This is a genomic window from Oceanospirillum beijerinckii DSM 7166 (assembly GCF_000422425.1).
Lineage (GTDB): Bacteria > Pseudomonadota > Gammaproteobacteria > Pseudomonadales > Halomonadaceae > Oceanospirillum > Oceanospirillum beijerinckii.
The window spans coordinates 119,513-143,401 of sequence record NZ_AULT01000008.1; the positions used below are offsets into that span (position 1 = coordinate 119,513).

Genomic DNA, 23,889 nt, shown 5'->3' on the forward strand with positions numbered 1-23,889 from the left:
CTGGCTATCAATAGCTCAAAAAGCCTTTAGCAAACGAATGAAATGCCAGCCAGTATTACTGCCTGGCATTTTTTATCTTTATTTTTAACTAGCCGTTTTGTCTGCGTTTACTATGTTTAGGGACGTTCCATTATTACGCGGTTGCCGCACTCAAACGTGGCACAGGTTCGTCATTGATTGGCAGATGAATCAATGCTGAGATAAAGGCGAGCACAACGGCTGACCACCATACAGGGGCGTACGATCCGTAGTAGTCGTAGATGGCACCGCCAAACCAAGCCCCCAAAAAACTGCCCACTTGGTGAGAGAAAAACACCAGTCCGTATAGGGTTGATAGGTAGCGAGCCCCAAAAATCTGGCGAACTAAACCAGATGTAATCGGGACGGTTCCTAACCAACAAAAACCGATGGCGGCACCGAAGATGCCAGCAGTTAGCTCTGTCGTTGGAGTCAGCACAAAGGCTGCGATTATGGCTGTACGTACAAAGTACAAAGCTGACATCACATAATGTTTGCTGTAGCGGTCAGCCATGGCGCCCCAGAAGTACGACCCGATGATATTAAAAATGCCCACATACGCTAGGGCCATCGCCGCCGTAGAGGCCGGTAGGCTCTTATCTAATACATAGCTTGGCAGGTGTGTAGCGATAAACATGACATGGAAACCGCACACAAAAAAGCCAAGATGAATCAACCAGTAAGATTTGTGCGAGAACGCTTCTCTGAGTGCTTCTTTTAGCGTTTGTAGGTCTTCCTGCATCGTATGCGGAGTAGAGGCCTCTTTCTTAGCGGTATTTATAAAGAAGGCAAACAGTATGATGAAGCTACATAGCACAGCAAAGATTTGCATCGCACTTTGCCAATCATAAATACTCAGCAATGTCTGCGCCCCTGGGATCATAGCAAACATACCAAATGAGCCTGCAGCTGTAGTTAAGCCAAAGGCTTTTGCCGCGTGTTGTGCGGGAACTACTTTCGCGACTGTGCCGAGTACAATCACGTAGCTGGTAGCACTTAAACCAAACCCAATCAGTACACCTAGTGATAGGTACATCATTGTGGGTTCTATCGCGATTGACGTTAGGTATAAACCTAAGGCGTAAGCAATCGCACCTAAAATGATGATGCGCTTTGGTCCCCAGCGGTCAGAGGCCATACCAACAAACGGTTGGAATGCTCCAAACAGTAGGTTTTGCAAAGCAATAGCAAAACTGAAGAACTCTCGCCCTGTATGAAAGTAGTCGGAAATAGGCGTCATGAAAATGCCAAAGGATTGCCTGATCCCGAGACTGGTAATCAAAATCCCTATACCTAGCCAAACTAGGAGTGGCAATCGGAAAGTAAACATAAGCTGCTCTTAATAATGCCTGTAATGATGAGGTTGCCTTTTTTCCCCTCGGTAGAGGGCAAACTCAGCGCCTTAGCAAAAGTAGATGGGAATAAGTGCATATGTGCTCTCAGCTACTAGATTGGCGGAGTGTAGGGAGTATTTGAGAGGGACTCAAATGATAAAAAGTGAAGGGATCTATGCATGATGTGCATAGATCACATTGGCCTAAAAAGGCTTGATAGCTACTGTTTTTGTGCTGTTTGGTGGAACCCTAAAATAGCCCGACAGTACTTATTAACGTTTTATTGCGGGGGGCTATGATTAAGGCGCATACATGAAAGATTAGTCAGGTGAAGCTGTGGTATCAGACTCTGCATCCAGTCCCATATCAATTACGCGTTTGGCGATGAGCTTCCCACACTCTTCTTTAACAATGCTTCTTAACCATTCCTGTGTGGGCGAGTGCTCACAACGAGGGTGCCAGATCATGGAATAATCAAACGGTGTAAAATGAAAGGGTAAGGGTTTTACGACCAGATCATAACGCTCAGAAACTAAGTAAGCTAAATCAGCTGGTACCGTGATAATAACCTGCATCGTGTCAACAATCGCCAACGCCGCTTCTAAATGATAAGCCCTCAAAATCATACGCCGTTTGGGCTTATCCTCTAGTGCTTGTTCAATAAGGGCCTTGACTCCATCACTTATGGCAATCATGGCATGAGGAAAATTCAAATAATCCTCTAGGCACATTGGCTGATTTGCTAACGGATGTTGTTTAGATAATAGGCAAGACACCCCCACACGACCCAATGTCTCGTACTGTAAAGGGGGGATAGAATAAATTGGGCGACAAATAGCCAAGTCGGCGCGACCATATGTGAGTTGCTCTTTCAAATGCTCATCTTGTAGCGGCAAAAGCTCAAATGCAGCATTAGGCGCTTCCTGATACATACGAGGCAAGGCAAAGGGTAAAATAGTCTGCATTGCATAATCAGTTGTTAAAATTGTAAAGGTTTGATCGCATGACTTGGGGTTAAAATCAATAGGAGACAAAAGCTGTTGCAGTGAGCCAAGCGGCTCGTCCAAAGCACTACTCATTGATAAAGCTTTTTCAGTGGGGACCAGGTGCTGTCCTTGACGTGTAAATAATGGGTCTGACAACAAGCTGCGTAATCGCCCCAGAACCCGACTCATTGCGGACTGGCTTAGATTCAAACGATCCGCTGCTCGGCTGACGCTGCGTTCCTCAACGAGTATTTGCAGTGCGACTAATAGGTTTAAATCCCGACGATAAATCTCTTCTACTTTCATACCCAGCCTTTAGCATTGTGACTGCTCCCCGCCCTATCGGGCAAGGCTTCCAACTTCTTATGCGGCTACCGGTGCGTGACCGGATTTACGCAAGCCTCCATTGGCAAGAGCCGACAATCCTTCGGTCCGCCCGTTCATAAACTGAGTACCTGCGCCGGGAGTATAGGGAGTATCAATTGGGTTCATCGTTCTATACCAAAGTTATCGAAGCTATAAATGAACAATAACTTTGATAATAAGGTTATGCAAAGTTTGACTCTGGTTTGATATTTGATATACACGCTCAATAAGAGTGGTTGTACTGAATGGAAAGGAGATTAATTTGGGGAAAAGATTTTTTCCTGCTGATTTACGTCGTAAGTTTTTACTGTTTCATCGCTGGTTCGGGGTGTTCCTCGCTATACCATTGCTCCTGTTGTTGCTGACAGGAAGCATTCTAGTCTTTAAGTCAGAACTGGATTATGTGTTGAATAAGGTTTTGACGAATATTGAAGCCTATGAAGGTGCAGAGGCCTTGCCTATCAATCAGTTAGAGCAAAAGATTGTCGAGGCTTATCCCGGCAGTCGTATCTCTTGGCTTGATCTTTCTGTTTCTCCTGATAAAGCTTCGATTTTTTGGCTTGCAGGTTCCGTGGATAAACAGGGTAATTATCAAGCGCCTGAACATAACCAGGTCTTTGTAAACCCGTATACCGGCGAAGTGCTGGGTGGCCGCACTTGGGGTTCCATTGATCAGCCGCTGGTCAATCTGATGCCTTTGGTGTATCGACTGCACTACTCACTATTGTTAGGGGCTACAGGCGCGCAGTGGTTAGGTTGGTTCGCTATTGTTTGGTTGTTGCATCTGATGCTCGGTTGGTTGTTAACCTGGCCTCAGGGGCGGCAGACTAGAGCAAAACACAAGTGGTTGAATTGGCTGGGATATTGGCATTTTAAGCCAGTGCAGCAAGCTCGTTCTCAAAGTGAGTTTAAAAAGCAGTTTGTCTGGCATCGCTGGTTAGGTTTGATACTGACACCTATGATATTGGTTTTTATTGTTTCGGGTATCGCCTTTAATCTGAAGGATATTTATCACCCGGTGTTAGATCTGTTTGCTGATCGACAGCAAGCTCATCTGGAGTTGTCTGTTTCTAATGAGGGCCGGGAAAGCCCTATGTCCTGGTCGCAGGCGGCGAAGGTAGGTAAACAGCATATGGCTGAATTGGCTGAGCAACAGAGTTTTGAAGTACTGTCTGCTCAAGGCATATCCTATTCCAGCTTTAAAGGCGTCTATATGTATCGGGCTTATACCTCGCTGGATATCAGTGCCGAGCATATCCGTACTTCTGTATGGTTTGATGCGGCCAGTGGCGAAAAGTTAGCCGAGTATCTAGCCAGTCAAAAAGCGGCCGGGGATAGCTTTACCAATCTGATTTCAGCTCTGCATATGGCAAAGCTGGGTTGGGCAGGGCAGGCATTTGTCTTACTGAGTAGCTTCGGTTTGATGCTATTGATTTATAGTGGTGCGAAGGTGGGCTGGATGAAATGGCGAGCCAGAAAGCATCAGGTTACTAACAGGACTCAAGCTAGCTGAGGCTACAGATAGCTTGAGTCTAACTGTGTTAGGCTGACAGGGAAGGCTGTTATTCAGGCGTGTTTTGATATGCTGGTGGCTCATCCTGCAAAAAGTCATTCACGGCTTCAAGGAATTCAGCCAGCAGCGTTTGGCTAACCACAAAAATATGGCCGATATTTTTCTCAATTGTCCGGTTCAATCCCCCCCGGTTCATCTGTTGGTTATCGGCTTTACGTCCCCAGCGTTCGCTGGTTTTACAGGATCCCACAGGAGCGATAGGGTCACGTTGTCCGCGATAGTCAAACAGGGCCAGGTCAGCATGATTCAATACGTCCATATTGACGGGTTGCCCATCGAGTTCCGGGCATGGGGATGGTAAGCAGTAATGACCTTCCCAGATCTCATTGTCCAAGAAGATTCGTTGAATCCATTCCTGATGGGCGCGGGCCGGGAAGCGTGTGCCGTTATGCAGCCAGTGTAAAAAGGGGGCTGCATCCTGAACGGCACCTGGATAGTGGGCACGACCATAAAAGCCTTCAGCAACCGTCTGACTGACACCGGGTTGAATCTCATGCATACCCAGTTCCAGGGTTTGGGGCGGTACATTAGAGTGACTAAAAAAGGTTTGCATAATGTTGGCGTCGTATTGCTGACGTATCACATCCCGCATCGGTTTATGGCCGCTGTTGTCATCATCAAACAGTACCGGTGTGGTCATTAAAACGACCTGACGGATACGGACATCTTTGCCAGTTAACCGGGCTTCTTCAATACGGCGGGCCAGATAAGGTATAAACAGCGTGCCGCCCATACAGTAGGCCATCACATTGATATCCTGTTCTGGATGACGCTGTAAAATCAGGTCCAGATAGGTGTCATGGACCTGCTTACCGTAAAACTCCAGGCCTAACTCGCTCTGGTCTGGACCAGGGTTGCCATAGTCCACCAGATAGAGGTCATAACCCTGTTGCAGCATACCTTCGATCACCGATTTTCCCGGTGCCAGATCAAAGATCTCACAGCGGTTGATCATAGGACTGGCAAGATAAAGGGTTTTACCATTCGCGGCGATGCCTTCTGGTCTCGGATAGTGGCGTAGCCTGACGGAATAAAGCTCTGAACCAGGCACGGTCTGCCATGGGCTGGCTCCCAGTGTTGCATGAGGCGAGTTGAGCGCATAGCGGCGTACATCAAAAGCATCCTGCTGAGCCAATGTGAGCAAGCGGGTTGCGCAGTCCTGCAGATATTGCTGATCACTTTCCCGCCATTGGCCATCGGGTTTAGCCTTACGATAAGGCTGACGTTCAGAGGCGCTAAAGACCTCCTGACTGATCACCTGTAGTAGTGAACGCAGTAGGTTCTTCATCGCGGCTAAGCGGGTTTGCCCTGTGCTGTGATATTGCCACTCCAGCCGTTGGAAACCCTGTAATTGGTTCAGTAGCCACAGCTGCCCTGCGAACTGTTCGCAAGCCCAGCGACAGGTGGCGGGGTTAAGCTGGAGTTCCGAAGCCGGTTGAGCGGTTTCGAGGGTTGCAGCATCTATCTTTGTCGTGCCATAGGCTGCTAAAGCTACCGAGGGTGGCGGTTGGGTCAGGCGGGTGACAAGATCTTTTAAGCGTCGGGCATAGCTGGCCTCAATACCCTGATTGTCCTGAGCGACCAGATCTGGATTCTGTCCCTGTTCTACGGCTTGTTCCGAGAGCTTGATCAACGGCTGCATCCAGGCGTTGAAAAGGTTTTCCGGTACACCAAAAGGGCGAAACAACTGGCCCTGAAATTGAGATAAGGCCACCATCTGTTTTAAGAAATGGCCGTTAAGATTACTGAGCCAGTGGTGGGTCTCTTTCAGGTGCGATGGGTTGTCAGCGCTGCTCACACCTAACGCGGTTTCCAGAAAATCGGCGCTAAAGCGGGGGAAGCCTGACATCAGGGGATACCCTGACATGTGCTGCGAGGGCAACGCGTTAAAGGGCGTGAACATGGTCTGCTCCTTGCCTTCTTCGACTGAAAGAGAAGGTTTGATAGTTAGATGAGCCTGGTTTAGCGCTTGAAGGATTTCGCAGCGGCTTCCAGTTTGTCGTGGTGCTGTTTATGGGGCACCTTATCTGTTAATAGCTGCTGGTATATCTGTTCCAGATGCTGCTTCTTGTCGCCATCGTCGCCGGACAGGGCGTTGATCTGATCATTAATGGCCCAGACACGAATTTTCTTCATCAGAAACAGGTGAAAGACAATTCCACTGATCGATACGATAAAGATAATTACCAGTTGCAACCATAAAGGCATAACACTTCTCTCCTGACTGAATTTACTGCAGGGCTATTTTATCCTAAGTCATACCATAACAGCATCGGCTAATACGATATTAATCGAAATCCTTTACTGTGGTATGTCCGGTGAGTGACTGCCGGTTCAGTGGTATCTGCATGCTTTCTCTCTATCTCTAGCTTTTCCCGTTACGTTTTGTCACACAATAGCGGAGTATTGATGCTTTGCTGAAATATTAATGCAACGACGATCGCCAATAATTGCTGGTATATACCAATGAGGATTTTATCGTGGGGCGTTCAATTAAAACCCAGCTGATTCTCTGGATCGGTTTTCTGATGCTGTTGGTGTTGGCGATTCAGCTGATGATTGGCTTGCATTACAGTGATCAGTCCCGTCAGTTAGTAGCGGAACAGGCCGGGGATCTGATTACTCAGGAAGTTCGGGAGAGCCTTCAGCAAAGGGCGGGCATGGAAGCCGGTAAAATTCATAAAATTTTAAACGAAGCGTATCAGGCCAGTCGGGAGTTGGCTGCTATTGCAGCGCAAATCAAACCTGAATTGGCTTGGGAAGATCCGGTTCTGCAACTGGAGCGGGAGCAGTTTATCGGAATCCTGCGGGGTGCATTGCACAGCCATCCTAACTTTCTGGCGGTTTACTCCGGTTGGGAAGCGGATGCCTTTGATGGTTTGGATGAGGACAATCTGCTGAACCGTTTGACGGGATCTGCGGAGGATGGCCGCTTTGTGCCTTTCTGGAGTCGCAGCGAAAAGGGGCATATGGAGATGGTTCCCATGAGTGCTCATATGAGTCGTGAGCATTTTGCGGATGGTACCCGGAAGGCAGAATTCTACCTGTGTCCCAAAGAGCAGATGCAGAGCTGTTTATTAGAACCACAAACCTATCAGGTGCAGGGTAAAGCGCAGCTGCTGTCTTCTATTGTGACGCCGGTGATGCACAAGGAGCTGTTCCTGGGCATGGTGGGGGTTGATCTGTCGTTAAGCTTTATTCAACAACAGGCGCAAGCGATCAGCCAAAGCCTTTATAACGGCCAGGCACGGGTACGTATTGTCAGCCGTAACAACGTTGTTTTGGGCGATAGCCATCAGACCGGGCAAGTCGGGCTTAAAGTGGCAGCACTGACGGCAGATAGTGAGATATTGCAGGTTCAGGTGCCGATTCAGCTGGAGGGTTTGGATAATGCCTGGCAGTTGGATATTCAGGTTCCCAAGGTATTAGTGCTCAGTAATCTGGCGCAGTTGCAAACCAGTCTGGCAGAGATTCAGCAGGAGTCTAGTTTGAGTCAGTTAATTTTAGGGCCAGCGTTGGCCCTGATCACCTTGTTAATCGCGGCCTGGGTGATTCACCGTCGCCTGTTGCCTTTGAATCAGATGCTGGTGATGTTGCAGGAGGTCGCTCAGGGTGGCGGTAATCTGACGCAACGTTTGTCCATCGAAAGTAAGGATGAGGTCGGTCAGGTGGCCGGGTACTTCAATCAGTTTGTCGGGCAGTTACAGACACTGGTTGGTAGTGTGCAACGATCGGGTGTGCGGGTGCAAAACTCCGCGCAGCAAGGTGCTTCGTTATCGGAACAGATGAATACACAACTTGCAGTGCAGCAGCAGGAGATCAGTCAGATATCAGCCTCTATTGAGCAGTTATCTCAATCTTCTCATCAGATTGCAGACAGCATGAAGCAGCTAACCGATAGCGCAGGTTTAGCCAGTGAACAGGTGGTTGAGGCGCAGCAGGTGATGTCCTTGGTGGGCATGCAACTGACTCATATGGCGGCGGGTATTCAAAGTGCCTGTGATGAATCTGAACAATTGTCCAAACACGGCGAAGAGATCCATCAGATTTTGGATATCATTCGTGCGATTGCCGAACAAACCAATCTGTTGGCATTAAATGCGGCCATCGAAGCAGCCCGCGCTGGTGAACAAGGCCGGGGTTTTGCGGTAGTAGCCGATGAGGTGCGTGGTCTGGCACAGAAAACGCAATCAGCCACCGGTGATATCGATCTGGTGATTGAGCAGCTATTAAAGAGTATTGAGCAGATCGTTGCCGCAAATCAGCACAGCGGTGAGCAAACTCAGGAAGTCGTCGTAAAAGCGGAGCAGACCCGCACAGCACTGGATCAGGTGGTGGGGCAAATTCAACAGATGGATGACCGCTGTCAGCAGGTGTTTGTTGCGGTGGATGAGCAACAACAAGCGTCTGATCATCTGGTGCATTCGGTAAACAATATCAATCAGGTGGCGACCGAGCTGTTGGATGGCGCTCAGGTGAGTAATCAGGAGAGCGTGAATCTGACTGATCTGGCCGCAGAGCTTAATCGCAAGACTTGCCGTTTTGTGGTGTAGGTTCTGGTGAGCTAACTCAAAGAACGCAAAAATCTAGCCGATATTTTCAGTGTTATGGCACTGAAAATATCGGCTTTTTAGTTTTGCAATTGCACAAAAAAGACCTAGCAAACCTATGGCTTTAAAACTGTACCTGAGAATGATTTGCAATTAACTCCTTTAAACAGGCGAGTAACCGCATCAAACATGTCGGTATTGTGCCAAAATCTGTAAAAACTAAGTAAAAAAGTCAGGTATAAGGGTTTTGTTCGAAGTTAAATGGGACTAAAATGGTCTTCTATAACGAACGCAGGTTGAACAATGCTGAAACTGAGTAAACTGACCGATTATGCGGCTGTCGTCATGGCCCATATAGCCAGAACACCTGATCAGCTGTTTACCGCCTCAGATATTGCCGATCAGGTGCAGATACCCAAGCCAACGGTCAGTAAGACCCTGAAAATGCTGCAAAAGAGTGGATTGTTAATCTCTCATCGTGGCGCACAGGGCGGATATGGTCTAGCTCGGGCACCGCAACAGATTACCGCCAGCGATATTATCGATGCCATTGAAGGCCCTTTCGGTATGACCGAATGCAGTCAGGAAGATACCTTGTGCGATCTGCAGGCAACCTGTGGCGTGTCGGATAACTGGCAGCGTGTCAGTTTAGTGATCCGGCAGATGTTAAGCAGTATTACTCTGGTGCAGTTGGCGCAAAAAGAACCGCTACAACTGAACTGGTTTTCCGGCCCTCCCGCAGACAATCCTGCGGTGGAAAGGAAACAGATGGAAATACCTCTGGTAGCGCTCTCTTCAGATTAAAGCTGAAGACGAAAAACTGAAGAAAAACAGGCGTTACCTGAAACGATCGGATTAGATTAGTAAGCAGACCATAACCGGGTAGCCTGGCTACCGGATGGGGAGAATGAAATGGCAAGTCAAGAGATGGAACAGCTGGTACGTCGTGAGTACAAGCAGGGTTTCGTAACTGATATTGAAACGGAAATGGTTCCACCCGGCCTGAATGAAGACGTGATTCGTTTTATTTCGGCTAAAAAAGACGAACCTCAGTGGATGCTGGACTGGCGCTTAGCGGCGTTTGAACAGTGGAAACAGATGGAGCACCCAGAGTGGGCACACGTCAATTTCCCTGAAGTTGATTTCCAGGCCATCTCCTATTATGCAGCGCCTAAATCCTCTGAAGATAAGCCTAAGAGTCTGGATGAAGTAGACCCTAAGCTGCTGGAAACCTACGAAAAGCTGGGTATTCCTCTGCATGAACGTGCGGCGTTGGCCGGTGTGGCGATGGATATGGTGTTTGACTCCGTATCGGTCACGACGACGTTTAAAGAGAAGCTGGGTGAAGCCGGGGTGATCTTCTGCTCCATCTCTGAAGCGATCCGTGAACATCCGGAACTGGTCAAAAAGTACCTGGGTTCCGTGGTTCCGGTAACCGATAACTTCTACGCGGCGCTGAACTGCGCGGTGTTCTCCGATGGCTCTTTTGTGTACGTGCCTAAGGGCGTGAAATGCCCGATGGAGCTATCCACTTACTTCCGTATCAACGCGGAAAACACCGGTCAGTTCGAACGTACCCTAATCGTTTGTGAGGAAGGTGCTCAGGTGTCTTACCTGGAGGGTTGTACCGCGCCAATGCGTGATGAAAACCAGCTGCATGCTGCGGTAGTAGAGCTGGTGGCACTGGAAAATGCCGATATCAAATACTCCACCGTTCAGAACTGGTACCCCGGTGATGAAGAGGGTAAAGGTGGCATCTATAACTTTGTGACCAAGCGTGGCGAGTGTCGTGGTGACAACTCCAAGATCAGTTGGACTCAGGTTGAGACCGGTTCTGCCGTGACCTGGAAATACCCAAGCTGTGTACTGAAGGGTAAAAACTCCGTTGGTGAATTCTACTCTGTAGCAGTGACGAACAATATGCAGCAGGCCGATACCGGCACCAAGATGATCCATGTGGGTGAGGGCACTCGTTCGACGATTATCTCTAAAGGTATCTCTGCCGGTCGTTCTGATCAGTCCTACCGTGGTCTGGTTAAAGTACTGCCGGGTGCAAAAGGTGCCCGTAACTTTACTCAGTGTGATTCCCTATTAATCGGTGATCAGTGTGGTGCGCACACCTTCCCATATCAGGAAATTGCCAACAGCACGGCACAGGTTGAGCACGAAGCGACCACCTCTAAGATTGGTGAAGATCAACTGTTCTACTGCCGTCAGCGTGGTATCTCCGAAGAAGATGCAGTGAACATGATCGTAAACGGCTTCTGTAAAGACGTATTTAAAGAACTGCCGATGGAGTTCGCAGTAGAGGCTGAAGCCCTGCTGAACGTTAGTCTGGAAGGTGCGGTAGGCTAACTCTCATCCTGTTTTAGTGAGACCGCCGCTGTGCTGATTTGCTGTATCCGGTGCGCGAAACCTCCTGTTTCGAACGCTCCGGAACTTCGCCATCCATGGCTTCGTTGATACAGCAAAACAGACATCGGCCCGGCAGTTTGATGTTTATGACACTAGGCAATAGAGCCTGTTGTAAACGCTAGGTAACGAATTCAGATTTGATGATAGGTGCGCAAGCCCATAGTGCCGCACCATCCGAGATAAAAGGTTAAACCATGTTAGAAGTTAAAGACCTGCGTGTTAGCGTTGAAGATAAAGAGATTCTGAAAGGCCTGAACCTGACCATTAATCCCGGTGAAGTTCACGCCATTATGGGCCCGAACGGTGCTGGTAAATCGACGCTGTCAGCGGTGATTGCAGGTCGTGATGGTTACGAAGTAACCGCCGGCAGCATCACTTTTGAAGGTGAAAATGTTCTGGAGATGGAAATTGAAGAGCGCGCCCGTGCCGGTATGCTGTTAGGTTTTCAGTATCCGGTTGAGATCCCAGGCGTGAAAAACGTTTACCTGCTGAAAGCAGCACTGAATGCTAAGCGTAAGCACCTGGGTCTGCCTGAGATCGAGGCCCCTGAGTTTATGAAGCTGGTGCGCGAAAAGCTGCAGTTTATGAAGATGGACAACAGCTTCCTGCACCGTTCAGTGAACGAAGGTTTCTCCGGTGGTGAGAAAAAGCGTAATGAGATTCTGCAGATGCTGACCCTGGAGCCTAAACTGGCGCTGCTGGATGAGATCGACTCGGGTCTGGATATCGACGCGCTGAAAGTTGTGTCCGAAGGCGTAAACAGTCTGCGTGATGCGGGTCGTTCCATTGTGATGGTGACTCACTATCAGCGTCTCTTGGACTACATCGTACCAGACCATATCCACGTACTTTCCGACGGTAAGATCATCAAATCCGGTGATAAGTCTCTGGCACTGGAACTGGAAAAACGTGGTTATGACTGGGTAATCGAGGAGGCTGCTCAATGAGCCTGAGTGAATACACTGATCAGTGGCTGTCTGCGGTAATGCCGCAGGTCAGCGAGGGTCCGGGTTGGTTAACGGATCTGCGCCAGGGTGCGGTTGAGCAGTTTGCGACGCAGGGTCTGCCTCACGCCCGTCTGGAAAACTGGAAATACACCGACGTTAAAGCACTGGCTAAACGTGATTTCAGCCTGCCGAAAAAGGTTGATGCCGCTGAACTGGTCGCAGAAAAGTCACTGGGTGTACAGGGTTTACGTTTGGTGTTTGTTGATGGTCTGTTCAGTCCTGAACTGTCTGATCTGGGCGACCTGCCCAAAGGCGTAAACGTACTGCCGCTGGCAGACAACGCCAATGCAGCGAAAACCGTACTGGGCCAGGTGGCTGCGGCCAACTTCAGTGGCTTTACTGCTCTGAATCTGGCCAGCTGGCAGGATGGTGTGCTGATCGATCTGGCCAACAATGCGGTACTGGAACAGCCGGTTTACCTGCAGTTTGTGTCGACGGCTCAGGAGAATGCGGTACTGATTCAGCCCCGCATCCTGATCAAAGCCGGTGTACACGCACAGGCGACGGTAATTGAGCATTACTCTGGTGCAGAAGAAGCCGCCAGTTTCAGCAATGTGGTGACCGAAGTGGATCTGGCCGATGGCGCCCGGATCACCCACTACAAACTGCAGCAGGAAAGCGCCAAGCAGTATCACGTGGCGAGTCTGCATGTGCAGCAGCAGCGTGACAGCCGTTTCACCTCACACAATATCTGTCTGGGCGGCAAGCTGGCCCGTCAGGATATTCAGGTGGAGTTGAATGCGGAAGGCGCTGAGGTGTATCTGGATGGTCTGTATCTGGGTAATGGCCGTCAGCATCTGGATAACCATACTCTGGTGAATCATAACGCGCCGCACACCAACAGTAACGAAGACTACAAGGGCATTCTGAACGATCGCTCCCGTGGCGTCTTTAATGGTCGTGCTGTGGTGCATAGAAACGCGCAGAAGATCGAGGCTCATCAATCCAACGCGAATCTGTTGCTGTCGGATAAAGCTGAGATCGATACCAAGCCTGAGCTGGAAATCTACGCCGATGATGTGAAGTGTTCCCACGGTAGCACCACAGGTCAGCTGGATGAAAGCGCTCTGTTTGCTCTGCGTTCCCGTGGTATTGATGAAGCCATGGCGCGCGGTCTGTTGACGCTGGCCTTTGCCAACGAAGTGATTGATCGAATTGAGATCCCGGAAGTACACGACCAGATCGAAGAAGCCGTTGCTGGCCGTTTACCTGAAAAGTTCAACCTGAAAGGGCTGGTGTAATGAACGCGATCGCTCCCAAACACGGTTACAGTGAAGCACAACTGGCGCAGGAGATGCTTGCCCTGCGTGAGCAATTCCCACTGCTGAACCGTACGGTACACGGCAAGCCTCTGGTTTATTTTGATAATGGTGCAACGGTACAAAAGCCGGAAGCCGTGATCGAAAGCATGAACCAGTACTATCGTGAGCTGAACTCCAATATTCACCGGGGCGTGCACTATCTGTCCGGTGAAGCGACGGATGCTTACGAACAGGCCCGCGAGAAGGTGCGTCAGTTTATTAACGCCCGCTCCAGCAAAGAAGTGATCTTTGTGCGTGGTACCACGGAAGCGATCAACTTAGTAGCCAACACCTTTGGTCGTCAGCTGTCAGAAGGCGATGAAGTGATTGTCTCCATGATGGAGCACCACGCCAATATCGTGCCCTGGCAACTGCTGCGTGACCAGCTGGGTATCATCCTGAAAGTGATCCCGGTGGATGAGGATGGTGAGCTGGATATGGCGGCACTGAACGCCATGATCAGTGATAAAACCAAACTGATCTCCGTAACCCATATCTCTAATGCCCTGGGTACCATTAACCCGGTGAAGCAGATCACTCAGCTGGCACACTTGCATGAGATTCCTGTGCTGCTGGATGGTGCGCAAGCCGTGCCGCACACAAAAGTGGATGTGCAGGATCTGGATTGTGATTTCTACGCCTTTTCCGGTCATAAAATGTACGGCCCGACCGGTGTCGGTATCCTGTATGGCAAAGAAGCCATGCTGGAAAAACTGCCACCCTGGCAGGGCGGTGGCGACATGATTGATCATGTTAGCTTTGAAGAAACCACCTTTGCGGATCTGCCCCATAAGTTTGAAGCGGGTACACCGGCCATTGCCGAAGGCATCGGTCTGGGCGTAGCCTGTGACTGGTTGACCAATGCAGGTCTGGATAAGATCGCCGCTTGGGAAGATATTCTGCTCAAGTACGCGACCGAGCAGATGAATGAGATTCCGGGTATGCGCATTATCGGTAATGCCGAGCAAAAAGCCGGGGTGATCTCGTTTGTTATGGACGGTGTTCACGCTCAGGATCTGGGTGTACTGATCGACCAGCTGGGTGTCGCCATTCGTACCGGTCACCACTGTGCCATGCCTGTGCTGCATCACTTTGGTGTCAATGCCACGGCCCGAGCTTCTTTTGGTTTATACAACACCAAAGAAGAGATCGATATCTTTATAGCGGCCATGAACCGCGCGCGGGATATGCTGCTGTAAGGGGCCGGTGAATGAAAAAAGACGATAGAATCATTCTGCAACGGGATGTGGAAGCGATCTCCATCCCGTTCGGTAAAACCGTCACCCTGCCGGAAGGCGGTGAGGTGATTGTGATGCAGGCGAAAGGCGGCAGTGTCAGTGTCGGTTTTGAAAGTCGTTTGTATCTGATCGAAAGCTATAATCTGGATGCCATTGGCGGTGAAGCGAAAGCACGCCCCAGTCTGCCAGAAACTGCTTCAGCGAAAGAGCTGGAAGAGTATGTCTGGGAGCAGCTGCGTACCTGTTATGACCCGGAAATTCCGGTCAATATCGTAGATCTGGGTCTGGTCTACGGTTGTCGTATCGACAAACTCCTGACCGGTGAAACCGTGGTCATCATCAAGATGACCCTGACCGCGCCGGGTTGTGGTATGGGCGATGTGATTGCCGAAGATGCCCGTCGTAAGATTCTGGGAGCGCCACAGGTATCCAAGGTTCTGACCGAAATCGTCTTCGATCCACCGTGGAGTCGGGATATGATGTCGGAAGATGCCAAGCTGGAAACCGGTATGTTCTGATTGCTGAATGGTGGTTTCAGATCTTGAATTAGCGCAATTTTAAATAGCTTCCATACCTTTCCCAGGTCTGGAAGCTATTTTTGTATGTTTCGATGCTAATGCCCGTATCGATAAGTTTCTTGATGTCAGAGTAGGTTGGATAAGCGAAGCGCTATCCGACATTTACTTCGGTATCTGATTATTGTCGGAAAACGACTTGCGGATTTTCCGACCTGCAACAACTTATCCTGTTTGGTATAACGTAGCGGGCATACATAACAGAATTTAAAATATTGATAACAACAGATTAGCTGAGAGAAATATGGCCTGGATTAAAGTTGATGCCGCAGCAGCGATTGCTGATGGCGAATACCAACTGGTAACCACCGAGGATGATGTTGAGCTATTAGTGGCTAACGTTGACGGTGAGTTCCACGCAATCGAAAACCTGTGCACTCACGATAACGGCTCGTTGGAAGGAGGCTGTATTGAAGATGGCGAGATTGTCTGCCCCCGTCATGGTGCTCGTTTCTGTCTGCGTAGTGGTGAAGTCACTGCGCCGCCAGCGTATGAAGATGTGGATGTGTATCCGGTACGTATTGTGGATGGTGTTGTTGAAGTGGCCGATGAGCCGGAGGATTAATCCTCCGCTCAGCGCCTGGCACTAAAAGCGGATGAAATCTATTTTTAACCTCGTCAGAGTGTTATGCAGAATGTGAATAGCCCGTCTAAACTCACTTAAACACGGCATATATAGTCACTGATAGCCGATGGTGAGGCCTGAGGGATCTGGTCTGAAGTTTTCCAATATGGATAGGTTCAGTGCAGTTTGATGAGGCCTCTATGAAAATTAAAACCAAGCTGGCTCTTATTCTGGCAGTGGCTATTGTCATGCCAACCCTGATTATTACCACCTTCTTTGTGATGGAGGCGCGCAGCAGTGCGCTACAGCATTTTGAGGAGGTGAGTCAGCGTGAGATCACTCAGATTGACCGCACCTTTACTCTTTTCTTTAACAACCTGAATTCTGGTATTAATTTTCTCGCTGCAGATCCTTCGGTCAAAAACTTGATTCCCGACGCTCCGGTTTTTTTAAACGGTGATGCCAATTTTGCCGGTTGGGATAAAGTGACTGGGCAGACCAAGGAGGTTTATCAGCTTTACACCCGCTTCGCAGAAAGTTATCCCGGTTTGTCCTACGTCTATAGCGGTCGCACCGATGGTTCTATGATTGAGTGGCCGGGCAGCGCTTATAAAGAGCCTTATGACCCCAGAGTAAGGCCCTGGTATCAACAGGCGATGGCTTCTCCCGGTAAAATTATTCATATCACCTATTATTGGGCCGGAGATGATGCGGTATTGGTGGCCGTCGCGAAAACAATTAAGAATAAGCAGGGGAAGATCATTGGTGTTCAGTCGATGGATGTCTCCGTCAAACAGCTCACAGAAACCGTAAGAAATATTAAGTTGGGTGAACGGGGCCATCTGCTATTGATCGAAGACAATGGCAATATTCTGGTGGACTCATTAAAACCCGATAACAATTTTAAAAAGATCTCAGAGGTTGATGCACCGGTATTTAAGACCTTAGGGCAGGAGCAGAAGGGGTTATTTAAGACCGAGCGTGATGGTGAAGCCTATCTGGGTAAGACGTTCCACTCCGAGGCACTGGGCTGGCGGTTTGTGGCCTTGGTGCCTGAAAGTGAAGTTTATCAATCAGCCAATCAGCAGGCCTGGATTACTTTTGTCGTGGCTGCGATTCTGACGGCGGCATTTGTGATTTTGGGTTCTTTCTTTGCACGTATTATGACTCGTCCGCTTGATCGGGTATCGGATGCGTTACAGCAGTTATCCGCAGGTCAGGGCGATTTAACCGCACGGCTCACGGTGCAATCCAATGATGAGGTGGGGCAGTTGTCTTCGGCCTTCAACGATTTTGTTGGTAAGCTGCATAACATTATCAGTGAAGTTGTCAAACTGAGCGAACAATTAAACAGTACATCGGCCCTAACCGCTAAGCGAGCGAGAGAATCCCATGAAGAAGTCGCCCAGCAGAGAGATCAGATCACTCTGGTCGCGACATCGGTGGAGGAGATGTCATCTGCTACAGAAGAGATCGCCAGAAATGCTGAGCAAACGGCCAGCGCATCCAGCGAATGCGTGGAAGCCAGCCGTCAAGGGCAGCTGGTGGTGAAACAGACCTGTGATGTGATTAATCAACTGGCGGATGAAGTCGGTGAAGCCGCAGGTGTGATTGATGTCTTAAGTGAACGTACGCAGCAGATTAACTCCATTCTGACGACCATTCAGGGTATTGCTGAACAGACGAATCTGTTGGCGTTGAATGCAGCGATTGAGGCTGCGAGAGCGGGTGAACATGGCCGTGGTTTTGCGGTCGTGGCCGATGAGGTGCGCAACCTGTCACACAAAACCTCACTGTCCACAGAAGAGATCCAACAGATGATTACCGAGTTGCAAAGTACTACGCAGCAAGCGGTCGGCATTATGCAGAAAAGCCGGGATATGGCGGATAGCACGGTGGAGCAGGCTGTTCAGGCCGATGAAAGCCTGGGCCAGATCACAGAATCGGTCAATCATATCCGCGATATGGCCGCTCAGATAGCTACGGCAACGGAGGAGCAAAGCTCAGTGACGGCAGGCATCACAGACAATACGGCAATGATCAATCAGATTGCAGCTCAGATGGCTGATGATGCGGATCAGCGTTTGGAGCGCTCTCAAAAGTTACATCAGCTATCACAAAATATGCACAGTCTGGTTGGGCGCTTTAAGATTTAGCCTGGCTTTATCCTAATATGACTTAATACTAACAGTCGGTTAGCTGAGAGCTTCAGGATTATGGCAAACACTTTATCAGTTATTGCAAATTTTTGAGGCTACTCGCTATCCCTAACAGCCTGCTCGGTATTATTGGCCCACTCCAATGCCTGTAGCATCAACTGAGGTGTCGTTTGGGAATCATACATCGGGTGGTTTTGCAGCAGTTCCCAATCGGCGCGTTCCCATAGGCGAATCAGGTTTAGTAGGCTGGCGGCAGGGCCTTTGTCTTCCAGTAGAGCCTGTTCCATTTCTGTAGAGAGAGACATCTCTGCGATCAGACTATCCAGCGGTTGATCCAGAGCCACATCCAGCAGGGATAAAAAGCCGAGGGTAAAGTAGCGATCCGCTGGAGCAAAGCCTTGCTGCTTGGCGATCAGCTCACAGGCTTTGGCGCGGGTTAGCAGCAGAGGTAAAACGGCATAGGCTTTATGACTGTTACGGGACCAGACCAGAATTGAGACCAGGGTACGCAGGGTTTCCATGCCCATATAAACAATGGCCTGATGCAGGCTGTCGATACGGTTAGGCAATCTGTAAACCGGTGAGTTAATAAACTTGATCAGTCGGTAAGACAGAGAGGGCTCCTGGGTAATCAGGTTTTCAATCTGATCAATACTGCTTCTATCATCCAGCAGCATAGTGAGCAGGCGCGTCATTACCAGACGGTTATTACTATGCTTGGTCTGCTCCAGGGTTTCCGGGCGAGATAGGAAGTATCCCTGGTATAAATCAAAACCCAGAACTTTAAGCTGATTAAATTGGGTCCAGTTTTCAATCTTTACCGCAATAGTTTTTACGGGGTATTGGCTCAGTTCTTCCAGTATCTGTTCCAGAACCTGTAACGACTGGTCTTTAACTTCTACGATAACGATATCCACATCCGCTAGCAGGCAGTGTCTGGGATCGGCAGCACAGTAATCATCCAGTGCTATCTGAAAGCCCTTTTGCCGAATTTTGCGTAATGATGCGATCAGGTGGTCGTCAATCTGTATGTTGGATGGTACCTGCAGTACAACTCGGTCTTTAATGCGGGTGACTGGCAGCAACTCACTATGTTTAATCCAGTGGCTGCTCAGATTAATATAAATTTGCTGATTAGGTGCAATCTTATCCACGCCATAATCCAGCAGCGCCAGAGCAGTAACCCGTGCGGTGGCTTCATGTGGATCCATAATTTCCGCATGATCGGCTTGGTGAGAGGCTCGATACAGCAGTTCATATGCCCGGACCTGTAAGTATTGATCACAGATAGCCTGGCGGGCGATACAGAACTGGTCTTTTACATCCATATAACTCTCTCATATCTAAAAAGATTGCGTGGCCGTTTACTCTATCACATCACGCTGTTTTGGCGGTTGTAAAATGTCTCCAAAAAACACATTTAACTTGCCAGCACAATTTTCTGTTTATCGTGGGTTATCAGTCAGTGGCTACCCACATAGATCAGCAGTAAGCAGATATAGGAAAAGAGTAGAGCCAGGCAGCGCATACAGCGCTTAAATAGTGTCTGTAATCGACGGCACTTCTGCACAATAATGGGATCGGGGTGGTTTTCGAAACGATTCAGGGCGATATAGTTAAACAGGCTGAGCTGTTTACTATCATTGGCCGGACCGGAAAAGAAGTGGTCGCCATCAATGCGTTCATACCAACCCGGGTCCTGCTGACGAATACGAAACAGCAAGGTCTTTAACGCCGACTTAAAACGCAGACTGTTGAGTAGCGTAAATAGGAAGATCGTGATCAGAATGCTGATGGCGAAGAGTGTCATGGCGCTTCCCCCGCGATTACGCTGAGGCAAGCGGGGCTTGCCTCAGAATTAAGTGCTTTTCTGGAACTGTTTAATCTGCTTGAGCTGATCGGTCAGGTGGTCATGCAGCTGATCCAGTTGCTGGCTGATACTTTCAGGATAGTCATAACTTTGACAGCGGGCTGTAAAAGCCAATAACTGACGTTCCTGTTCGGCTCGTTCCTGCAACAGAATATGCTGTTCATCCATTACCAGGCTTTTAATCTTACTCCAGATATGGTGAAAGTCTTCCCGCTCAGTATCGGCGGCCCGAGGACGAAGATTCAGCTGGTGGCGGGCATCCTGTTCCAGCTGTTCAACCAGCTGGCTTCTATGGTTCATTGCACCATTAAATTCCTGTGCGATCTCAGAATGGTGCAGGCGCTGCAAATTATCCTGATAGTCATCCAGTGATTCATGTAGTGCTTCAATTAAATCAGATAAAGCAGCTTGAGCTTCATTTAGCAGCATATCGGTTCCTCTGAAGTGCAGCTTTGTGACCACATTATGGCCTGAAAAATACGTGTCGGCTATGCCTGATTTAAATGTTGATTTTTTGGTACAACTTTTGCTTTTTCAGTAGCAGAGGTGAAATCTAATTGATTGCTAATGATCATCTACCTGTCATCTTACACCTCTATGCTATCTGGCCTTAAAGCCGAACATATGATGTCAGGTCGTTAAATTTCGAGCTTTTCCAGAGGGATAAGTTCAGCAGGTGAAACAGGAGGAGGTCAGATGTCTTTACAAGCGTCTATGAATAAATGCTCTGAGGATGTAGAAGAAAGGTCCATCTCAAAAGGGTACTCCAGTTATAGCCTATTTGTGCTGATGTTACCGGCATTCTTTATTTTTCCTTTGGCGCTGTTCTCGCTGCAGGAGTGGTGGCAGGTTTGGTCAGAGCAAAGTGCTACGGCCATGACGCTCAGTAACATCCAACCGGGCGTATGGCAGACAGGCCAAACGTTGGCAACCTATGGCTGGACCGCATTTGTGCAGGGGGTTTGCTGGTTGGCATTTGTGGTATTGGCGGGTTTAGGCTTCCTGTTAAAGCGTAGCCCGTTAATTGGTGGCGCGTATCTGGTGTTATTGATCAGCTTGATTTTACAGTGGCAGCTGCCACCGATTTTAGCCGGTTAATCCTATTGGCAACATTTTGGCTCTTGTGGCTGTGTTACAGCAAAATTGTTACTTTTTCAGATCTGCTGTGTTTGAAGGTAACTGTAGGGTTATAAAGGCAAAAGTAGTGCTTTGAACAAGTGTTTTGTCAATTCATCAAAAGTAAAGCCCGATAGATGGTGAGATCTACCGGGCTTTATTTTTGAGCGTTACTGAAACAGAGGATCAATATTGAACAGTTTTATCGGTATTGGAGTAAAAAACCGATAATTTATGTCGCTTAAGACACATTGGTGTTCATCAGCATACCAATGGCATTGCCTAATGCTTCGCTACGATCCGGATTACGGAACTGCGCGATAATCAGGGTACGCAGACCCGGTACAAAGATCAGGTCGCGTACGATTTTGATAAAGGCTTCTTCACCCGCTGGACTCGTTGCCAGCTTCTCCAGATACAGCTTCAGCAGTTCCGGGTCTTCCAGAGCTTCCCAGGCCCGGGCTGCAATAACTGTCAGTACTTCAATATTCTGCCCGTGAGGCCCTTCAAGTGCAGCTTTAATCAGCTGAGCACGCATCGCCGGAGCCTGACTATTACCTAGGGCCCGGATACTGGCTGATAGCGTCAGGCTATCACCTTCTGCATCATCGGCCAGAGGTAGGGCCCGTTGCAGAATAGCGCTGGTCAGCTTGTGGTCCAGGGATTCATTCTCCAGACAGCGGCACAGGGCGCTGTAAGGAATATCCGGGAACTGGTGAATATGTTGGGCCAGCGGTTGTGCGTTGTCCTGCTTTTCCAGACGGGTGGTAAAGTCAGCAATGCCCTGCAGACCGATATCTTCCCAATCATCATTATCACGTTGACCGGTAAAGTACTCTTCCGCCTGGTCATGGTACTGAGATGCTGGTTGGCCCAGCGCCAGTTTGGCTTTAGCATTGAAGACCGCCAGGCGTTCCTGATCAGGGGTAAAGGCCAGCGGGTTATCTTTCATCAGGTTTGGGGCCTGATCCGCTTCTTCGCCCATAGCTTCCTCTTTCGCCTGACCCTGAGCATTTTGACCTATGGTTTCCAGCAGACGCTTCAGGAAGTCGTCACGGGCCGCTTGAATAATAAAACCCTGTTCATCCAGAGGAAATTGCAGGAACCAGATAAAGTGCTTCTCCGGTGCCTGTGGATACCAGAACAGAATCCCCAGCTTAGCGTGATACATATATGGCTGGGCGTAAGGGATTTCACATTGCTCAAATTTGGAAAAAGTTTGTGGTGACACCACAGAAACTCTGCGTCCCATATCAAAGACGCGGATATTAGCGCCGGTTTTGTTTAAAAAGTCGGTCAGAGTGATGATGTCAGACATAAGTCTTCCTGTTGTTCCCATCAGGTAAATAAATAAGCGAGTGAGATTAGCGGTTTTATTGCTATTTCTCTAGTGCCTGTTTGGAGGATTATCGTCGTTTTTTTGTGATTGTTTATTTTTTGATCACTGATGCCGGAAAGCCATGAATGGGTTGTCTTGGATACTTGTCCAAATATTATCCACAATGCTTTGCAGTATAACTGTGTATAGTTAAAGTTGTTCACAATGTCAGATGGGCGCTAAACGCTCAAATATAATTGAGTTAAAAATAAGTAGCTAACAGTTGAAAAAATAAGCGATTTTATGTGTTTTTATATACAGTATTTGGTTGCTTTTGGCTATAGCCATTACTCGTGCTCTAGGTTTATCTAGAGAAGCCGATCTGGGAGTTCACAGATAAATCCCATTAAAGTCCCAGCTTATTCAAGAGTTATCCACAGGTTTTTCCTTTTCAAGTTTTACCATTATCACGTAGTCTTATACACAGTTGGCTGATGTGACTCTGAGGTGGAACCGTGGCTAAAATAGCTGTGTCCAGTGCAATCCGACATATCCGTATTATTCTGCATGGTAAAGAAGCGCAAAATATCGCGGTACGCGATGCGGTCAGGTTATTGCGCAGTGAGCGGTGCAAAATTGATGTGCGGGTCACCTGGGAAGAGGGCGATGCCCGCCGCCTGGCCCGTGAGGCTCGCCAATTGGGTGTGGACACCGTAGTGGCCGCTGGTGGCGATGGTACTTTAAATGAGGTCGTTAATGGTCTGATGGCGGCTGATAATCGACTGCGTATGCCTTCATTGGGGGTGATTCCTCTGGGAACGGCTAATGATTTTGCCCATGCTTGTCGTATTCCTCTTGCTCCACTGGAAGCCTTGTTGCTGATTGCTGAGTTACCTGCCGTACCTATCGATCTGGCTAAAGCAGACTCGCGCTATTTTATCAATATGGCAACGGGGGGGTTTGGTACTCAAATCACAACCTCAACCCCTGAAGAGTTGAAAAGGGCTTTAGGTGGCGTAGCCTATTTTTTAACCGGGATGACGCAATTTACCAGTATTTCGGCGGTGGAAGGGGAAGTCAAAGCGCCGGATTTTCACTGGCAGGGTGCGTTTATGGTGTTGGGCGTGGGGAATGGGCGACAGGCCGGTGGTGGTCATGAGTTATGCCCCGATGCCTGCCTGGATGATGGTTTGCTGGATCTGAGTATTCTGCCGCAGGATGACCAACGCTCACTGGCAGAAACCGTGCAGTATTTGATGTTGGATGGCGGTACGGCGTTGCAACATGCCATGGTGACCAAACGTGTGCCCTGGTTGGAGATCCGGGCCCGGCAGCTACTGAATATTAATCTGGATGGTGAGCCTATTTCGGGGCAATGCGTACGCTTTGAGGTGTGCCCTTCAGCCTTAGGTCTACATCTGCCACGACACTCTCCTGTATTGCAGAAAAATGTCGGTTTAGTCGACCGGCTCTGAACCCAGAAGGCCTTGGGGGCAAT

General features: G+C 49.0%; 21 protein-coding genes. 12 read left to right on the forward strand and 9 right to left on the reverse strand.

Translation table 11 applies throughout. The annotated features are described in order from the left end of the window. Positions 1-133: 133 nt before the first annotated feature. From H579_RS0102995 to H579_RS29815, 3 genes are all read right to left on the reverse strand, one after another. A complete protein-coding gene (locus tag H579_RS0102995; RefSeq protein WP_028299445.1) occupies positions 134-1,348 on the reverse strand; it encodes an MFS transporter in 1,215 nt (404 codons plus the stop codon). A gap of 324 nt (positions 1,349-1,672) precedes the next feature. Beyond that, entirely contained in the window at positions 1,673-2,644 is a 972-nt protein-coding gene (locus H579_RS0103000; RefSeq protein ID WP_028299446.1) for a LysR family transcriptional regulator, read from the reverse strand. Positions 2,645-2,701: 57 nt separating this feature from the next. After that, complete coding sequence (locus H579_RS29815; RefSeq protein WP_281166999.1) at positions 2,702-2,830, reverse strand: hypothetical protein; 129 nt, start codon at positions 2,828-2,830, stop codon at positions 2,702-2,704. A 136-nt stretch (positions 2,831-2,966) separates the two neighbouring features. Here H579_RS29815 and H579_RS0103005 point away from each other — a divergent pair, with 136 nt between their 5' ends. Beyond that, positions 2,967-4,217 (forward strand): PepSY-associated TM helix domain-containing protein, encoded by a 1,251-nt coding sequence (locus H579_RS0103005; RefSeq protein ID WP_028299447.1) that lies wholly within the window; start codon positions 2,967-2,969, stop codon positions 4,215-4,217. A 49-nt stretch (positions 4,218-4,266) separates the two neighbouring features. On the opposite strand, the gene H579_RS0103010 is transcribed toward H579_RS0103005, so the two are convergent. Together H579_RS0103010 and H579_RS0103015 are read right to left on the reverse strand one after the other, a co-directional pair. Next, positions 4,267-6,180, reverse strand: a complete 1,914-nt coding sequence (locus H579_RS0103010; RefSeq protein WP_157834544.1) for an alpha/beta fold hydrolase — start codon at positions 6,178-6,180, stop codon at positions 4,267-4,269. Between the two features lie 59 nt (positions 6,181-6,239). After that, positions 6,240-6,485 (reverse strand): hypothetical protein, encoded by a 246-nt coding sequence (locus tag H579_RS0103015; RefSeq protein WP_028299449.1) that lies wholly within the window; start codon positions 6,483-6,485, stop codon positions 6,240-6,242. 272 nt (positions 6,486-6,757) lie between these two features. On the opposite strand from H579_RS0103015, the gene H579_RS0103020 reads away from it, so the two are divergent. From H579_RS0103020 to H579_RS0103060, 9 genes are all read left to right on the forward strand, one after another. Continuing rightward, positions 6,758-8,830 carry a methyl-accepting chemotaxis protein gene (locus tag H579_RS0103020; protein ID WP_028299450.1) on the forward strand — a complete coding sequence of 691 codons (2,073 nt, stop codon included), beginning with the start codon at positions 6,758-6,760 and terminating at the stop codon, positions 8,828-8,830. Between the two features lie 300 nt (positions 8,831-9,130). Next, a complete protein-coding gene (locus H579_RS24010) occupies positions 9,131-9,631 on the forward strand; it encodes an SUF system Fe-S cluster assembly regulator (protein WP_084623868.1) in 501 nt (166 codons plus the stop codon). 108 nt (positions 9,632-9,739) lie between these two features. After that, positions 9,740-11,182, forward strand: a complete 1,443-nt coding sequence (sufB, locus tag H579_RS0103030; RefSeq protein ID WP_028299451.1) for a Fe-S cluster assembly protein SufB — start codon at positions 9,740-9,742, stop codon at positions 11,180-11,182. A gap of 254 nt (positions 11,183-11,436) precedes the next feature. Continuing rightward, the gene (sufC, locus tag H579_RS0103035) at positions 11,437-12,189 is read left to right on the forward strand and encodes a Fe-S cluster assembly ATPase SufC (RefSeq protein ID WP_028299452.1); all 753 of its coding nucleotides are present in this window, start codon (positions 11,437-11,439) and stop codon (positions 12,187-12,189) included. Continuing rightward, positions 12,186-13,490, forward strand: coding sequence for a Fe-S cluster assembly protein SufD (sufD, locus tag H579_RS0103040; protein ID WP_028299453.1), 1,305 nt, complete (start codon positions 12,186-12,188; stop codon positions 13,488-13,490). Before sufC ends, sufD begins: the two co-directional genes overlap by 4 nt. Continuing rightward, a complete protein-coding gene (locus tag H579_RS0103045) occupies positions 13,490-14,749 on the forward strand; it encodes a cysteine desulfurase (protein WP_028299454.1) in 1,260 nt (419 codons plus the stop codon). Before sufD ends, H579_RS0103045 begins: the two co-directional genes overlap by 1 nt. An 11-nt stretch (positions 14,750-14,760) precedes the next feature. Continuing rightward, a complete protein-coding gene (sufT, locus tag H579_RS0103050) occupies positions 14,761-15,306 on the forward strand; it encodes a putative Fe-S cluster assembly protein SufT (RefSeq protein WP_028299455.1) in 546 nt (181 codons plus the stop codon). Positions 15,307-15,607: 301 nt separating this feature from the next. Next, positions 15,608-15,928 carry a Rieske (2Fe-2S) protein gene (locus H579_RS0103055; RefSeq protein ID WP_028299456.1) on the forward strand — a complete coding sequence of 107 codons (321 nt, stop codon included), beginning with the start codon at positions 15,608-15,610 and terminating at the stop codon, positions 15,926-15,928. Between the two features lie 200 nt (positions 15,929-16,128). Next, positions 16,129-18,084: a methyl-accepting chemotaxis protein gene (locus H579_RS0103060; RefSeq protein WP_157834545.1), complete on the forward strand. Its 1,956-nt coding sequence runs from the start codon at positions 16,129-16,131 to the stop codon at positions 18,082-18,084. A 98-nt stretch (positions 18,085-18,182) separates the two neighbouring features. On the opposite strand, the gene H579_RS0103065 is transcribed toward H579_RS0103060, so the two are convergent. The 3 genes from H579_RS0103065 to H579_RS0103075 form a co-directional block, all read right to left on the reverse strand. Beyond that, positions 18,183-19,415: an EAL and HDOD domain-containing protein gene (locus H579_RS0103065; protein WP_028299458.1), complete on the reverse strand. Its 1,233-nt coding sequence runs from the start codon at positions 19,413-19,415 to the stop codon at positions 18,183-18,185. Between the two features lie 134 nt (positions 19,416-19,549). Then, a complete protein-coding gene (locus H579_RS24015) occupies positions 19,550-19,897 on the reverse strand; it encodes a hypothetical protein (protein ID WP_051227259.1) in 348 nt (115 codons plus the stop codon). 48 nt (positions 19,898-19,945) lie between these two features. Continuing rightward, the gene (locus tag H579_RS0103075) at positions 19,946-20,386 is read right to left on the reverse strand and encodes a ferritin family protein (RefSeq protein ID WP_028299459.1); all 441 of its coding nucleotides are present in this window, start codon (positions 20,384-20,386) and stop codon (positions 19,946-19,948) included. Positions 20,387-20,653: 267 nt separating this feature from the next. Here H579_RS0103075 and H579_RS0103080 point away from each other — a divergent pair, with 267 nt between their 5' ends. Beyond that, on the forward strand, positions 20,654-21,055 hold the full coding sequence (locus H579_RS0103080) for a hypothetical protein (protein ID WP_028299460.1): 402 nt from the start codon (positions 20,654-20,656) through the stop codon (positions 21,053-21,055). A gap of 259 nt (positions 21,056-21,314) precedes the next feature. Here H579_RS0103080 and H579_RS0103085 read toward each other — a convergent pair whose 3' ends face one another. Then, entirely contained in the window at positions 21,315-22,391 is a 1,077-nt protein-coding gene (locus H579_RS0103085) for a DUF3549 family protein (protein WP_028299461.1), read from the reverse strand. Positions 22,392-22,906: 515 nt separating this feature from the next. On the opposite strand from H579_RS0103085, the gene yegS reads away from it, so the two are divergent. Further along, positions 22,907-23,866 (forward strand): lipid kinase YegS, encoded by a 960-nt coding sequence (yegS, locus tag H579_RS0103090; protein WP_211224657.1) that lies wholly within the window; start codon positions 22,907-22,909, stop codon positions 23,864-23,866. Positions 23,867-23,889: the final 23 nt, after the last annotated feature.

What these genes read in the sequence shown, in the direction of transcription:
- H579_RS24010 (WP_084623868.1), top strand. Translation starts at nt 9,131, where the DNA reads ATGCTGAAACTGAGTAAACTGACCGATTATGCGGCTGTCGTCATGGCC.
- H579_RS0103015 (WP_028299449.1), bottom strand. Translation starts at nt 6,485, where the DNA reads ATGCCTTTATGGTTGCAACTGGTAATTATCTTTATCGTATCGATCAGT.
- H579_RS0103075 (WP_028299459.1), bottom strand. Translation starts at nt 20,386, where the DNA reads ATGCTGCTAAATGAAGCTCAAGCTGCTTTATCTGATTTAATTGAAGCA.
- H579_RS24015 (WP_051227259.1), bottom strand. Translation starts at nt 19,897, where the DNA reads ATGACACTCTTCGCCATCAGCATTCTGATCACGATCTTCCTATTTACG.
- H579_RS0103060 (WP_157834545.1), top strand. Translation starts at nt 16,129, where the DNA reads ATGAAAATTAAAACCAAGCTGGCTCTTATTCTGGCAGTGGCTATTGTC.
- sufB (WP_028299451.1), top strand. Translation starts at nt 9,740, where the DNA reads ATGGCAAGTCAAGAGATGGAACAGCTGGTACGTCGTGAGTACAAGCAG.
- H579_RS0103010 (WP_157834544.1), bottom strand. Translation starts at nt 6,180, where the DNA reads ATGTTCACGCCCTTTAACGCGTTGCCCTCGCAGCACATGTCAGGGTAT.
- H579_RS0103055 (WP_028299456.1), top strand. Translation starts at nt 15,608, where the DNA reads ATGGCCTGGATTAAAGTTGATGCCGCAGCAGCGATTGCTGATGGCGAA.
- sufC (WP_028299452.1), top strand. Translation starts at nt 11,437, where the DNA reads ATGTTAGAAGTTAAAGACCTGCGTGTTAGCGTTGAAGATAAAGAGATT.
- sufD (WP_028299453.1), top strand. Translation starts at nt 12,186, where the DNA reads ATGAGCCTGAGTGAATACACTGATCAGTGGCTGTCTGCGGTAATGCCG.
- H579_RS29815 (WP_281166999.1), bottom strand. Translation starts at nt 2,830, where the DNA reads ATGAACCCAATTGATACTCCCTATACTCCCGGCGCAGGTACTCAGTTT.
- H579_RS0103000 (WP_028299446.1), bottom strand. Translation starts at nt 2,644, where the DNA reads ATGAAAGTAGAAGAGATTTATCGTCGGGATTTAAACCTATTAGTCGCA.
- H579_RS0103065 (WP_028299458.1), bottom strand. Translation starts at nt 19,415, where the DNA reads ATGGATGTAAAAGACCAGTTCTGTATCGCCCGCCAGGCTATCTGTGAT.
- H579_RS0103085 (WP_028299461.1), bottom strand. Translation starts at nt 22,391, where the DNA reads ATGTCTGACATCATCACTCTGACCGACTTTTTAAACAAAACCGGCGCT.
- H579_RS0103080 (WP_028299460.1), top strand. Translation starts at nt 20,654, where the DNA reads ATGTCTTTACAAGCGTCTATGAATAAATGCTCTGAGGATGTAGAAGAA.
- sufT (WP_028299455.1), top strand. Translation starts at nt 14,761, where the DNA reads ATGAAAAAAGACGATAGAATCATTCTGCAACGGGATGTGGAAGCGATC.
- H579_RS0102995 (WP_028299445.1), bottom strand. Translation starts at nt 1,348, where the DNA reads ATGTTTACTTTCCGATTGCCACTCCTAGTTTGGCTAGGTATAGGGATT.
- H579_RS0103045 (WP_028299454.1), top strand. Translation starts at nt 13,490, where the DNA reads ATGAACGCGATCGCTCCCAAACACGGTTACAGTGAAGCACAACTGGCG.